This is a genomic window from Streptomyces sp. NBC_00457 (assembly GCF_036014015.1).
Classification (GTDB): Bacteria; Actinomycetota; Actinomycetes; order Streptomycetales; family Streptomycetaceae; genus Streptomyces.
Genome location: NZ_CP107905.1, coordinates 4,283,702 through 4,298,053, shown reverse-complemented (window position 1 = coordinate 4,298,053; position 14,352 = coordinate 4,283,702). Strand labels below are relative to the sequence as shown.

General features: G+C 69.7%; 10 protein-coding genes. 9 read left to right on the top strand and 1 reads right to left on the bottom strand.

The window, feature by feature from the left end; all coding sequences use genetic code 11:
- Window positions 1-177 precede the first annotated feature (177 nt).
- The 9 genes from pstC (at window position 178) to OG828_RS19275 (ending at window position 12,147) form a co-directional block, all read left to right on the top strand.
- Window positions 178-1,167, top strand: a complete 990-nt coding sequence (gene pstC / locus OG828_RS19315; protein ID WP_328438859.1) for a phosphate ABC transporter permease subunit PstC — start codon at window positions 178-180, stop codon at window positions 1,165-1,167.
- 13 nt (window positions 1,168-1,180) lie between these two features.
- Window positions 1,181-2,449: a phosphate ABC transporter permease PstA gene (pstA, locus tag OG828_RS19310; RefSeq protein ID WP_328501834.1), complete on the top strand. Its 1,269-nt coding sequence runs from the start codon at window positions 1,181-1,183 to the stop codon at window positions 2,447-2,449.
- Complete coding sequence (gene pstS, locus OG828_RS19305) at window positions 2,446-4,170, top strand: phosphate ABC transporter substrate-binding protein PstS (protein WP_328501833.1); 1,725 nt, start codon at window positions 2,446-2,448, stop codon at window positions 4,168-4,170. The genes pstA and pstS overlap by 4 nt, the downstream gene beginning before the upstream one ends.
- Window positions 4,167-6,662, top strand: coding sequence for a hypothetical protein (locus OG828_RS19300; RefSeq protein WP_328501832.1), 2,496 nt, complete (start codon window positions 4,167-4,169; stop codon window positions 6,660-6,662). Before pstS ends, OG828_RS19300 begins: the two co-directional genes overlap by 4 nt.
- A 169-nt stretch (window positions 6,663-6,831) precedes the next feature.
- Window positions 6,832-7,842 (top strand): substrate-binding domain-containing protein, encoded by a 1,011-nt coding sequence (locus tag OG828_RS19295; RefSeq protein WP_328501831.1) that lies wholly within the window; start codon window positions 6,832-6,834, stop codon window positions 7,840-7,842.
- Window positions 7,843-7,972: 130 nt separating this feature from the next.
- Window positions 7,973-9,388: an Ig-like domain-containing protein gene (locus OG828_RS19290; RefSeq protein WP_328501830.1), complete on the top strand. Its 1,416-nt coding sequence runs from the start codon at window positions 7,973-7,975 to the stop codon at window positions 9,386-9,388.
- A 95-nt stretch (window positions 9,389-9,483) separates the two neighbouring features.
- A complete protein-coding gene (locus OG828_RS19285; protein WP_328501829.1) occupies window positions 9,484-10,425 on the top strand; it encodes a sortase in 942 nt (313 codons plus the stop codon).
- A gap of 83 nt (window positions 10,426-10,508) precedes the next feature.
- The gene (locus OG828_RS19280) at window positions 10,509-11,333 is read left to right on the top strand and encodes a phosphate ABC transporter ATP-binding protein (RefSeq protein ID WP_328442358.1); all 825 of its coding nucleotides are present in this window, start codon (window positions 10,509-10,511) and stop codon (window positions 11,331-11,333) included.
- A gap of 16 nt (window positions 11,334-11,349) precedes the next feature.
- Entirely contained in the window at window positions 11,350-12,147 is a 798-nt protein-coding gene (locus tag OG828_RS19275; protein WP_328501828.1) for a hypothetical protein, read from the top strand.
- A 3-nt stretch (window positions 12,148-12,150) separates the two neighbouring features.
- Here the strand turns inward: OG828_RS19275 and OG828_RS19270 are convergent, their stop codons facing one another.
- A complete protein-coding gene (locus tag OG828_RS19270; RefSeq protein ID WP_328501827.1) occupies window positions 12,151-14,334 on the bottom strand; it encodes a bifunctional serine/threonine-protein kinase/ABC transporter substrate-binding protein in 2,184 nt (727 codons plus the stop codon).
- Between the last annotated feature and the right edge of the window lie 18 nt (window positions 14,335-14,352).

Genomic DNA, 14,352 nt, shown 5'->3' with positions numbered 1-14,352 from the left:
CCGAGAAGGCGGGCCCCGGCCCCTTGTGTGCTCCCGATCTGTGCCCCTGTGTCGCCACGTTCACGTCAATCCCGGATGTTGCCTCTCGGGGTCGCCTCGTTCACGTCCGTGTGCGCAGAAGTCCACCGGGCCTCAGGAGCGTCGGCACATGTGACGACGCGAATGCATGAGCGACCTGTGGCTCCGGCGGACGACCCTCCGAGACGCCTGCACGCCGACATGGGCGTGCCCGACCGCGTTTTCCGAGGCGTCCTGCGTGGGGGCGGCGCTCTCGTACTGGCCATCATGCTGCTCGTCGGCGGCTTTCTGACCTACCGGGCCTGGCAGGCGCTGTCCGTCGCGAAGTGGGGTTTCGTCACCACCGAGACCTGGGAGCCCGACGGGGGCGAATTCGGTATCTCGGCCGTCCTCGTCGGCACGATCCTCATCGCGCTCGTCGCCATCGTCTTCGCGGTACCGCTGGCACTGGGTACCGCGCTCTACATCTCCGAGTACGCGCCGCCGCGGATCAAGCAGACCCTCATCAGCATCGTGGATCTGATGGCCGCCGTACCGTCGGTGGTCTACGGCCTGTGGGGCCTGTTCTTCTTCCAGGGCCATGTGGTCACCCTGTCGCGCTGGATCTCCACGTACTTCGGCTGGATACCGCTCTTCAAGGTCGACGGCGCCGATCCGGGGGACCCGCTCGCCACCGCCACCGTCTACACCTCCGGCTCCTTCATCGCCGGCATGGTCGTGTCGCTGATGGTCGCGCCGATCATCTGCTCGGTGATGCGGGAGGTGTTCTCGCAGGCCCCGGTCGGCGAGCGGGAAGGGGCGTACGCGCTCGGCGCGAACCGCTGGGGCATGATCCGCAGCGTCGTCCTGCCGTTCGGCAAGGGCGGCATGATCGGCGGCACCATGCTGGGCCTGGGCCGGGCGCTCGGCGAGACCATCGCCGTGTACCTGATCATCTCGCCGGTCTTCGTGATCCAGCCGCACATCCTGCAGAACGGCACCAGCTCGGTGTCGTCGCTGATCGCCCTGCGCTACGGCGAGGCGAGCGAGATCGGCATGTCGGCGCTGATGGCCGCGGGCCTCGCGCTGTTCCTGATGACCCTCGTCGTCAACTTCGTCGCGTCGTCGATCGTCGCCCGCAGCCGTTCCGGCGCGGCGAGCGACTCCTAGGAGACCGAGCCCGATGACCGTCACCACCGCACAGAGCCCGCCCGGCGACCAGGGACCGCAGACGAGCCTCGGGAAACCGTCGGCGCCCGGCACCACCCTGCCCGCACGCCGCAAGACGCGCACCGAGTCGCGCCGCAACCTGGCCACGCTGCGCGCCACCGACGTGTACGCCATGCTCGGCGCCGGCGCCGCCGCCCTCTGCACCACCTGGCTGATGTTCGACCGGATGCTGCCCTTCAACGGCGCACTGGGCTTCGTCGTCATCGCCTACCTGCTCTTCATCGGCCTGTACGCGCTGCTGGTCTCCTTCGACGAGGACGGCCCCGCGGTGCGCGACCGTGTGGCCGCCGCCATCGTCCAGAGCCTCGGCATCGTCATGCTGGCCGTGCTGGCGTTCGTGGTCGTCTACACCCTCTGGGAGGGCCGCGACGCGCTGCCGCACCTGAACTTCTATACGGAGTCGATGGCCGACGCGGGTCCGGTCGAGCCGCTCAGCGTCGGCGGCATCCTGCACGCGATCGTCGGCACGCTGTGGCAGATCTCCATCGCCCTGCTGATCTGCATCCCGGCCGGGCTGGTGTGTGCGGTCTTCCTCAACGAAGTGCCGGGCGCCTTCAGCCGGTTCGTCCGCACCATGGTCGAGGCGATGACGGCGTTGCCGTCCATCGTCGCCGGCCTGTTCATCTACGCGACCTTCATCCTGGCGCTGGGCTTCGACCGCTCCGGCCTCGCCGCCGCGCTGGCGATCTGCGTGATGATGCTGCCGATCATCATCCGTGCGGCGGACGTGGTGATCCGGCTGGTGCCCGGAACGCTGCGGGAGGCGTCGTACGCACTCGGCACCTCGCGCTGGCGCACGGTGTGGCACGTCGTGCTGCCCACCTCCCGTTCCGGCCTCACCACGGCGATCATCCTGGGCACGGCCCGCGGTGTCGGTGAGACCTCGCCGGTGCTGCTGACCGCCGGCTACACGGCGGAGCTCAACGCCAATCCGCTCCACGACCCGATGGTGTCGCTGCCGCTGGCGGCCTTCGAACTCGTCAAGTCCCCCGAGCCCACCTACATCGCCCGCGGCTTCGGCACCGCGGCGGTGCTGCTGATGCTGGTGCTCGTCCTGTTCGTCATCGCCCGTGTCCTCGGCGGCCGTGGACCGGGCCAGCTCACCCGCCGCCAGGAACACCGTCGCGTCAAGGCGTCCCGCCGTGACGCGAAGCGCTTCGCGGCGAAAGCCCCCGCAGACCAGCCGTCAGACCGTCCCGCACCGACGAGGAGCACTTCGTGAAACCCGCACCTGTCCGTCGTTCACGCGCTACGCGCGTGCACCAGGCGCTGGCGCTGTTCGTCGCCGCGGTCTGCGCGCTGCTGGCCATCCACCCACCGAATGCCTCCGCGGCCACCTACACCAAGATCAGCGGCTCCGGCTCGACCTGGAGCGCCAACGCGATCGAGCAGTGGCGCCGCAACGTCCGCCAGCAGGGTATGACCGTGAACTACTCGGCGGTCGGCTCGTCGGTCGGCCGTCAGCAGTTCAAGAACGGCACCTCCGACTTCGGTGTGTCCGAGATCCCTTACGGACTCAACGACCTCGGCCAGTCGGACCCGCCGCCCACCCGCAAGTACGCCTACATGCCGATCGTGGCCGGCGGTACGTCGTTCATGTACAACCTGAAGATCGGCGGCAGGCAGGTCACCAACCTGCGGCTGTCCGGTGACGTCCTCACCAAGATCTTCACCGGCAAGCTCACCCAGTGGAACGCTCCGGAGATCAAGGCGGACAACCCCAAGCTGGCCCTGCCGGCCCGTCGTATCGTCCCGGTCGTCCGCTCCGACGGTTCGGGTACGACCGCGCAGTTCACCCTGTGGATGTCCAAGCAGTACGGCTCGATGTGGAACGACTACTGCCGCCGCGCGGGCAAGCAGACCCCCTGCGGCCTGACGTCGTACTTCCCGGTGATCCCCGGCTCCGGCTTCGTCGCCCAGTCCAGTTCACTCGGTGTCGCGGGCTACACGAAGCAGTCCCAGGCCGAGGGCGCCATCACCTACGTCGAGTACTCGTACGCGAGGAACGCGGGCTTCCCGGTGGCCAAGATCCTCAACAGGTCCGGCTACTACGTCGAGCCGACCGCCTCCAGCGTGGCGGTCGCCCTGACCAAGGCCCGGATCAACAACGACCCGCGCTCCGCCAACTACCTGACCCAGAACCTGGACAGCGTCTACACCTTCGGGGACCGGCGCACCTACCCGCTCTCCAGCTACAGCTACATGATCGTCCCGACCAAGGAGGAGAGCGGCTTCACCAAGGCCAAGGGGAAGACGCTCAGCGCGTTCAACAACTACTTCCTCTGCGATGGCCAGCAGCAGGCCGACCGGCTCGGCTACTCGCCGCTGCCGAAGAACCTGGTGGAAGCCGCGATGGCGCAGACGCGGAAGATCCCTGGTGCCGACACGAGCAGGATCGACATCGGCAAGTGCAACAACCCGACGTTCTCCGGCGGGCGGAACACCCTGATCGAGAGCGCGCCCTACCCGCAGGCGTGCGACAAGAAGGGCCCGGACCAGTGCGCGACGGGTACCGGCGGCAACAAGAACACGACGCCGGTCAACGGAGGCAGTTCGGGCGGGTCCGGCTCGGGCGGTTCGAGCTCGGGTGGCTCCGGCTCGACCGGCGGCTCCGGCTCGACGGGCGGATCCGGCTCCACGGGTTCGGGAGGCGCGACGGGCGGCTCCGGCGGTGATACGGCAGGCAGCACCGGCGGCGCGGGCGCGGCGACCGGCGGAACGGTCGTCGACCCCGACACCGGCGAGGTCATCAGCGGCGACCAGGGCACGGGCGACACCAACGTCGCGGCCAGCCCGGTCTCCCTGGGCGCCGACGACGCCCTCGGTCTGCGTACGGCGCTGATGGCGCTGTCGGCCGCGCTGCTGGTCGGCGTGGTCGTCGGGCCGCCTGTCGTCGGGCGTCTGATGGCCAACCGGACGCGTCGTAAGGGGGGTGTGGCATGACGCCGGTGCTGACGCGTCCCCGGCCGCGCATTCTCATTGCCGTGGGCTGTCTGCTGGCCGCGCTCGTGGTGGCGTTGTTGCCGGTGCCGCCGGGGACGACGCCGGCGGTGGCGGCGACCGGTGAGGACTCCGCGGTGACGAAGTCGGGGAAGAAGGGGAAGTACGACGACTTCTCGGATCTGAAGGTGACCGTTCACCAGACGAAGAACCTGCACTCCCAGAGCGTGCGGGTCAGCTGGAAGGGCGGGGCGCCGACGGCGCCGAGCACTGCCTTCAACGTCAACTACCTGCAGATCATGCAGTGTTGGGGAGACGATCCGTCCGGTCCTGATCGGGAGCAGTGTGTCTTCGGCGCGGGTACCGCGGCGGGGGCCGGCAACGGTCGGGTGGTGCGCTACGGGACCGGGACAACGCCAGGCAGCGAGGATGACCCCGAGGAGGACGAGAAGTACACGGGCTCGTTTCCTTTCGTCCCGTTCCGCCCGGCCAACGGTGAGCCGGCTACGAAGTCCTCCCACGACTACACCTACTTCGGTCCGCTGGACACCAACGAGCAAAAGGCTGTCCGAACCTTCGAGAACGGCACCGGTGAAACGGAATTCGAGGTGCAGGACGGGATTCAGGCGGACTACCTCGGCTGCGGAGTGAACACGGCGGCCGCCGGCAGTACCCCTGCTCCGCGCCCTTGCTGGCTGGTGGCGGTGCCGCGAGGCACGCACGACGCGAACGGCAATGAGATCACCGTCGACAAGCTCGCTTCCTCGCCGCTGTCCGCGACGAACTGGGCCCAGCGGATCGTTTTCCGTCTGGACTTCCAGCCGGTCGACGAGTTCTGTCCGGAGGGCCAGCCCGAGCGGCCCGTACCCGGCTCCGAGCTCGCGGACGATGCCGTCTCGTCGTGGGCGCCGAAGCTGTGCACGTCGACGGGGAACACCTTCACCTTCAACCGCGGGCCCGAAGAGGAGGCCAGGGGTGAGGTGCTGGGTACGACCGAGGAGGCGCCCGCCATGGGCGTCACCGTCGATCCCGTGGATCGATCGGGAGACGGGTCACGTGTCGTCCACGCGCCGGTGGCGGTGTCCGGGCTCGCGGTCGGGTTTTTTGTCGAAGGCACGGACGGCGTCATACAAGAAATGAAACTGACGCCGAGGCTCGTCGCCAAGATGCTCACCCACTCATACGTGCATGATGTCCCGTGGACGAATGTGTGCAGCCCACCCGGCTGTGACTCGCCCGAAGCAGAACACCTCAAGGGAAATCCGCTGTATTTCACCAAGGACAAAGAGTTCTTGGACCTCAATCCGCAATTCGCCAAGCTGGATGCCGCAGCCGAGCCCATGAGCCTCATGGTTCCTCAAGGGAATTCCGATACCACGCGGGTCATCTGGAACTGGCTGCAGTCGGACAAGGAGGCCAGGGATTTCCTCTCCGGGAAGCCGGATCCCCATGGGATGCGGGTCAATCCGTACTTTCAGGAGCTGAACCTGGCAGCGAACGCAGATCTGACTGACTTCCCCAAGTCGGACCCGACGGTAAAGCCTGCCATCAACGATCAGCCCATCATGGGGACGGCCACCTACACGATATTGGACCTGGACCCGTACACGATCGACCTGCACGACGGAGCCGTGAAAACCCGCAGGGGCAACAACGGTCGCACCACCGAATACGCGCAGCCGAACGATCAAGTTCCGGCCAAGGTCGTCAATCTGGTTCCTCCGCCAGGCCGTCGTGTCGCCATGGCGATCGTCGATGCCGCGTCGGCGGTACGTTACGGGTTGCCGACTGCGGCCCTGCGCAACGCGGACGGCAATTTTGTGAAGGCCTCCGTCAGCACACTCCAGGCCGGCGTCAACGCCATGCAAGCGTGGTCGGACAACTCCGCGGTGCTCAAACCCGATCCGGCACGGGCCAAGGGGCAGGCATACCCGATGACCGTGGTGACCTACGCCGCAGCCTCGGTGAACCAGGACGCGAAGGACCGCAAGGCGTACGCCGACTTCATCAGGTACGCCGCGGGACCGGGCCAGGCACAGGGCCGAGCGGCCGGCCAACTTCCCCCCGGCTACGCACCGTTGCCCGCGAAACTGCGCAAGCAGGCCCAGGCTGCCGCCGACGACCTGCAGCGCGGCGACCCCGGGAGCGATCCGTCGAGCGACGATCCGAACGCGAACGGTTCAGGGGGACTGACAGCCGGAGCCGGCACCGGAGGAGGGACCTCTTCCGGTACGGACGGCGGAGGAGCGTCCGCGGGTGGCCCGGGTGGCGGCGCCGACCCCGACTCGCCGGCGTCGGCGGCATCCTCTCCGAATGGCTCCGCGCCTCCTGGATCAGGACCGCAGCAGAATATCGCGCAAGCCAAACAAGGACTCACGCCCGGCGAAATTCTCGGCATTATCCGCTGGGTCCTTCTTGCCATCCTGTTCATCGGCGGAGCAGCAGGACTGGCAGGTCCCGTAATGCTTCGCTATGCGCAACGTCGGACTCCCTAGGAGACACCTAGGAAGCCTTCCCTTAACCTTTCCCTCGATGGGAATTTGTTGGCCGCCGTACCAAATTCTGGAAATGTATCCGGTGGTCGGCCGACGGGTCGGCAGCACGAAAATCCGGATTCAGCTTGAACGTCCAGTCTTCGAAATCCAGAAACCAAGGGGTTCAGAAGTGAACGTCAAGTCTTACGCCAAGATCGGTGCCGCTGTCGGCGCCGCGGTTCTCGGTCTCGGCATCCTGGCCGCTCCGGCCTCTGCGGACCCGTCCACGTCGACCGACTACCGCACCCTGGCCGTGGTCGGCTCGGACACCACGCAGTACGTCATGAACGGCCTCGCCAACGGCACCGCTGTCGTGGACGCCGGCGGCAACAAGATCATCGCGTCGTGGAACGCCATTGGCGGCCTCTCCGACCCGTACAACACCAAGGCCACGGGCTGCTCGTACACCCGTGCCCAGACCAACGGCTCCAGCAACGGCATCGCCCGGCTGTCCGAGGACATCGCCAACGGCGGCACCAACTGCATCGACATGGCCCGCTCCTCGCGTGGCCCGAAGGCCTCCGTGCCCGGCACCGACCTCACCTACGTACCGTTCGCCCGTGACGCCGTCACCTACGCCACGGACCTCGGTAGCACCGTGCCGACGAACCTGACCAAGGCGCAGCTGGCCAGCATCTACACGAACTGCACCTACACCAACGCCTCCGGCACCACGGTCACCGTGGCGCCGCTGCTGCCGCAGGCCGGCTCCGGCACCCGGCAGTACTGGCTGGACTCCATCGGTGTCACCACGCCGGGCGCATGCGTCAACCAGAACGCCCAGGAGCACGACGGTACGGCGATCACGGCTGCCAACCAGCTCATGCCGTACTCGGTCGCTCAGTGGATCGCCCAGGGCAAGGGCATCGCGGACGTCCCGAACCGTCGCGGTGAGTCGCGTCTGCGCAGCATCGACGGTCAGTCCCCGACCACCGGTTCGGGCACCGCGCTCGCGCTCAACCCGAGCTTCGTCTTCTCCCGTGACGTCTACAACGTCGTCCAGACGTCCCGGCTGAACGAGCCCGCGATCTCCGAGGCGCTCTCGGACATCTGCGCGGCCTCCAGCACCATCACGACCTACGGCTTCGGCACCGTCTCCAACTGCAACGCGCGCAACGTCACGGGCGGCCTGAACTCGTGATCGTCGTCTGATCCTCGCGTGCCGGCCGGGCGCCCTCTGGGTGCCCGGCCCCACGTGCTGTCCCGGCATTCATCAACCGACCGTCCCCCGGGGGGCCTTCACCATGACAGCGCTACATCCGTTCCGAAGAGTGGCCGCCATCGTCGCCGCCTGTGCCGTGCTCGCCCTGGGCGTTGTGGCCCTGGTGGCGTCCCAGTCCCAGCCGGCCCGGGCGGCGTCCATCGGGGAATTCACCATGGCGCAGAGTGGCAAGTTGAGCGATGCGGAGCCGTTCGGCGCCACTGTCTCCATACCTGCCAAGTGCCCTGACTATGACATCAAGGATGAAAACGGCAACGTCCTCGAAAGTATCCCCATCAATTACGGCCTTCAGCTCCGCGTGGCCAAGCCCGACGGCACTGTGCCGGTCGCGATCGAAGGCATCACGAACGGTTCGCCGTTCGACGCGCCGAAATCGGTGTCGTTGGCCAAGGCGGACAACGCCGATCTAGCGGTCAAGGATCTGCCGCAGATCTTCGCATCTGACGGCACGTACGAACTTCGCCTGGCGTGCTATGACGACTTTGGTGGGTTCCATCCGGATGATCCGTACTGGACTCAGAAGATCACCGTCACCGGCGACAACTGGGCGGTCGGGGAAGGGGCGAAGGCAACCAGCGTTCAGCTGACCCCCTCCAAGTCCGAACTCGAGCCGGGCGAGGAAGTAACGCTCACCGCGACGATCACGCCGACGGACGCGGCCGGCACCGTGAAGTTCATGGCGGGTGAGACAGAGCTCGGCGAAGCCGCCGTCGCCGGTGGGAAGGCCGAGTTCAAGACGAAGACGCTGTCCGAGGGCGATCACGACATCGTCGCCCGGTTCACCCCGACGGATGCCACCAAGTTCGGGCCGTCCGAATCCGAGCCCGCTCGCTTGAACGTGCGGCTTCCGCGGTACGAGATGCTCGACGAATCGGGCGAGCGGCTGGCCGACAACCCTGAGCTGCAGCGTGGCCAGAAGGTGAAGGTCATCGTGCGCGGTTGCGAGGCCGGCGCCAAGTACGCGATGGCGATGGAGCGGAACGACGCGGAGTTCCCCGACGCCACGGCCGACGGGAGCGGCGTGGTGACGTGGCAGTCGCTCACGGTCCCCGAGGACGCCGTCGAGGGTCAGACCGCCTGGGACCTCAGCCCCAACTGCACCAACGTCACCGCCGTAGCCTTCAAGGTTCCCGCCCCGTCCTCCGAGTCCCCGAGCGGCGACCCCTCGGACGATCCCTCCGACGACCCGTCGGACGACCCCTCCGGTGAGCCGAGCGACGACCCTTCGGGCGACACGTCCGGCACCACCTCGGGCACGACGTCCGGCACGACCGACGGAGGAAGCACCACCGGCGGCGACTCCACCACCGCCGGCACCTCGCCGCAGGGCGGCCTCGCCTCCACCGGTAGCCAGATCGCCCTCTTCTCCGGCATCGGCGCCATCGTCCTCACCGCGGCCGGCATCGCCTTCGTGCGCTACGGCCGCCGCAACGGGCTGCTGAACTTCGGCGACCCGAGCGCGTAACACGCGCGGCGGAGCACGGGCGGCGGGCCCCCACCCCGCCGCCCGCGCCCCCGTTCCTCCACCCCACCCTTCTCCTCTCCACAGGAGCGCACCCCGTGACCGTGCTGTCCCCGCCCCCGCCGGCCGTGGCGCCGCCGGCGCCGGCGCCTTCACCCGAGCCCGAGCCCAGCTCCGGGGCGCCGCGGGTCGAACGCGCAGGGTTCGCGTTCGCCGGGGCCGCACTGTGCGTGCTCGCCGCCCTGCTGCTCGGCTTCGCCGCCAACCTCACGATCGTGGGCCACCTCCAGCACTCCCGCGACCAGCAGACCGCGTACGACGAGTACCGCCGTCAACTCGCCCTCGGCATCGCACCGGTGGGCCAGCAGACGTACGACGGCAAGCTGCTGGATCCCGGCGCGCCCGTCGCGCTGCTGCGCATTCCGGCGCTGGGCTTGAAGGAGGTCGTGGCGGAGGGCACGACCTCCGGGGTGCTGATGTCGGGCCCCGGCCACCGCCGGGACACCCCGCTGCCGGGACAGGCCGGCACCAGCGTGATCATGGGCCGCCAGTGGGGGTACGGCAGCCCGTTCAACAGCCTGCACGAGCTGCCCGTAGGCACCGAGATCCGGGTGACGACCGGTCAGGGCACGGCCACCTACGAGGTCACGACCATCCGTCGCGAGGGCGACCCGCTGCCGCCCGTCCTGAAGGAGAACGAGGGCCGGCTCACGCTCATCACCGCCGAGGGCAGGCCGTACACCCCCGCCGGCACGATCCGCGTCGACGCGACGCTCACCAGCGACGCACAGCCCGCCCCACCCCGCCCGCTCGCCCCCGGCTGGATCGACGACTCCGAGCAGTCCCTGGGCAGTGAGGACGCCGCCTGGCTGCCGGTCTTCCTCTGGTCGCAGGGGCTGCTCCTGGCCGCCCTGCTCACCATGGCCGCGTATCGCGCGTGGGGCCGCTGGCAGACGTGGATCGTCGGCGTTCCCGTACTGGCCGCCTTCGGCCTCGCCGTTTCCAGCGCCGCCACCCGCCTGCTGCCCAACCTGCTCTGACCGACGAGGAGTTCAGCACCATGTCCGACACCACCGACACGACCAACACCCTCGTCGACGAGATCCTCGACCCGACGCGGAAGATGACGGCAGTCAGGCCGCCCAAGCTCGGCGCGGCCACCGCGGACAGCAACCCGGCCACCCTGGAGGCCGACGCCATCTCGGCCTGGTTCGGCAACCACAAGGTCCTCGAACAGGTCTCGCTGACCATGCCGGCCCGCAAGGTCACCGCGCTCATCGGCCCGTCCGGCTGCGGCAAGTCCACGTTCCTCCGCATCCTCAACCGCATGCACGAACTGGTCGGTTCCGCCTCCCTCGCCGGCCGCGTGCTCCTCGACGGCGACGACATCTACGACCGCGGCCGCCGCATCACCCACGCCCGCCGCCAGATCGGCATGGTCTTCCAGAAGCCCAACCCCTTCCCCGCGATGTCGATCTACGACAACGTCACCGCCGGCCTGAAGCTCGCCGGCATCAAGGCGGGCCGCGAGGACAAGGACTGGCTGGTCGAGGAGTGCCTCACCAAGGCGGGCCTCTGGAAGGAGGTCCGCGACCGCCTCCGCCAGCCCGGCGGCGCGCTCTCCGGCGGCCAGCAGCAACGCCTGTGCATCGCACGCTCGCTGGCGGTACGCCCGCGCGTCTTGCTGATGGACGAGCCGTGCTCGGCCCTGGACCCGACCTCCACGCGCCGCATCGAGGAGACGATCCACGAACTCTCCGGCGACGTCACCATCGTGATCGTCACCCACAACATGCAGCAGGCGGCCCGCGTCTCCCAGCAGTGCGCCTTCTTCCTCGCCGAACAGGGCACCCCTGGCGTCATCGTCGAACACGGCCCCACGGACGCGATGTTCAACAGCCCGCAGGACCAGCGCACGACGGACTACGTGAACGGCCGCTTCGGCTGAGGGAGAGGTGCTGAGCGTGACGACCACCGGACGATACGGCCGTACGGTGGCCCGTGCCACCGCCCTTGCGACCGTGGTCGCGTCCGCCGCCCTGGCGGGATGTGCCGCTCCCGGTGTCGACGACACAACGCTCGCGGGCCCGCCCGCGAGCGCCCCGGCCACCGTCCCGTCTCCCGATCAGGTGCCCACAGCGCCCACCGAGCCGACCCGCCACGGCACACCGGCCCGAACCGTCGCGCCCGAACCTGCTCCCACGGCATCCACCCCCCGTCCCACACCGTCCCCCGGCAAGCCCACGACCACCCCGAAGGCGAAGCTCCCGGACCTGTCGGCCACGGCACCCCCGTCCGCCCCCTCGCGCCCCCGCAACACGCCCGCGAAGCCCTCGCCGAAGCCGTCCGCCGTGCCGCGCGCGGAGGCGTTCGGCGGGCGCAGCGAGGACGGCTCGACCACCCTGCGGGTGGGCTCCTGGTCCACCGAGGTCGTCCGCGGCGGCCAGGACGCGGTGGACGCCTGCGACGACGCCGTGCAGTGGACCGGACCCGACCTGGGGACGGAGGACGGCCACGCGCTGCGCACCGTCGTCGTCGTCGGCCACGACTACTGCGGCTTCGCACAGTTCGCCAAGCTGCCGGTGGGCACGACGGTCACCGCCACCACCCCGCGCGGCACCTTCACGTACCGCGTCTACGCCACCTACGTGTCGCCCGGGCGCGGTACCCCCTCCCACGGCCTCTACTGGGGCGACCTGACGCTCCAGTCCTGCGTCGGCCCGAACACGGGCTTCAGCTATCTCGCGCGGGTCGGGTCATAGCCGTCACCGAACCTGGTCGTACCGTCCCAGGAACCGGAAGTCCCCGCCCCTGACCTGGTAGAGGAAGCTCGCGTTCTCCTGTTGCAGGGAGTGCGTGGGCGTCTCGCTGAAGCGGATCGGTTTGGCCACGCCGTCGTGGGCGGTGCGGAAGAGGCGTTCGGCGACCTGGCCGGGCTCGGTGTCCGCGCCGCCCCCGAGTGCGTCGAGGGTGCGGGCGATCAGGCCGACGGCGTCGTACGCCTCGGCGGCCCAGCGTCCGGGTGCCTGGCCGTAGCGTTTCCGGTAGGCGCTGGTGAACGACCTGGACGCCTTGGTGCCCACCGATTGTGGTTCGGTGTACGGGGCTTCGAACATCCAGCCCTCGGCCGCCTCACCCGCCCCCGTGAGGAAGGCCGGCCGCATGACGGGCTCGAATCCCATGCGTGGACCGGTGAATCCGGCCGCTGACAGGGCCTCGGCGCAGGCCGCGGCTCGGATCGGGGAGACCCCGGCGTAGACGAGGGCTTGTGGGTCGGTGGTCAGGGCCTCGGTGACGGCCGGGCCGAAGTCGTCCGTGCCGGCCGCCACGGGGTGGAGGGTGACCGTGCCCTCGCTGGGCGGAGACTCACCGATGTAGCGGCTGAGGTTCCAGGCCGTCTCTCCCGCGGCCCGGTCCTCGATGACGGCGGTACGACGCGCCGAGTGCGCCCGGGTCAGGTAAGCGATGACCGGCAGGCCGCGCTCGGACCCCGATGCCCTGGTCTGGCACAGGGTGCGCCGCAGGGCGACGGTCGGCAGTCCGGCCTCGTCGGCGTCGACCGACACGAGCACGAACGGCGTCGACGCGGCCCCGTAGAGCGGGCCGGCGGCGCGGGCGGCGGTGGCAGTGGTGGGGCCGATGACCGCCCGTGCGGCGGTGTCGGCGAGCAGGCTGCGGGCCGCGTCCTTCGCCCGTGCGGTCTCGCCCCGGTCGTCGTACGTCGTCAGGGCCAGGCGGAAGGAGGCGTCCGCCCGTGCGTTGTGGAGGGCGACGGCGAGGCGGGCCCCCCGCTCCTGCGCCGTGCCGGTGCTCTTCTGAGGCCCTGTCAGGTCGGCCTGGAAGCCGATCGTGTGCGTCGGCGCCTTGCGGGGCGTACCGGCCGTCGGCGTGGTGTCCCGTCGGTTCAGCAGTACGGCGGCTCCGGTGCCCGCGGCCGCGGCCGCCGCCCCGCCGATCGCGAGAACGCGGCGACGGGGCAGCCTCCGTACCGACTCCGGGGGAGAGACCGACGGAGCAGCGGGGGCAGACGGGCGCGGCGGCGGGTTGAGGGCGCGAGTAGAACGGTCGGCCACCAGCCGCAGCACCTCGGGCGGCAGCCAGTCACCGCTCGGCGTCTCGTCGGTCCGGCCGGTTGCCGCCTCAAGCGCGGCACCGAGTTCGGCTGCCGTGGGCCGGTCCCCGGGAGTCTTGGCGAGGCAGCCGGTGATCGCCGCCCGCAGCGGTCCCGGAAGGTGACGGTCGAGGCCCGTGAGGTCGGGGGGCTCGTGGACGGTGCGGTAGAGGATCGCCGCCGCCGTGCCGGTGCCGAACGGCCGACGGCCGGTGGCCGCGTAAGCCAGCATGCAGCCGAGGGAGAACACATCACTCGCCGGGCCCACCTCGCCCTCGTGGGGCCGGGCCTGTTCGGGGGAGAGATAGCCGGGGGTGCCGATGATCGCGTCGGGGGCGGTCAGGGCGGTGGTGCCGGCGCCCTGGGCGATGCCGAAGTCGATCAACCGGGGTTCGTCACGGGTGAGCAGGATGTTGCCGGGTTTGACGTCGCGGTGGACCATGCCCGCCGCGTGCACCTCGGCCAGCGCCCGCGCCAGCCGCGCGCCGAGTACGGCGACGGTGTGCGCGGGAAGCGGACCGTGTCCGTCGACCGCCTCGGTCAGCGACGGGCCGGGCACGAAGGCGGTGGCCAGCCACGGCTCGCGCGCCTCGGTGTCGGCGGCCGTCACCGGGACCACCCAGCGGGCGGTGAGTGCGGTGGCCAGCTGTACCTCGCGGCGGAAGCGCGCCCGGAAGGCGGGATCCGCGGCGTGCTCGGCGCGGATCATCTTCACGGCGACGAGTGCCCCGTCGGCGGCGCGGGCCAGATAGACCGTGCCCATGCCGCCGGCCCCGAGCCGGGCGAGCAGCCGGTGCCCGCCGAGGGACTCGGGGTCCTCGGCCCGCAGCGCCCGCATCCCCTGCTCCCGCCGCCG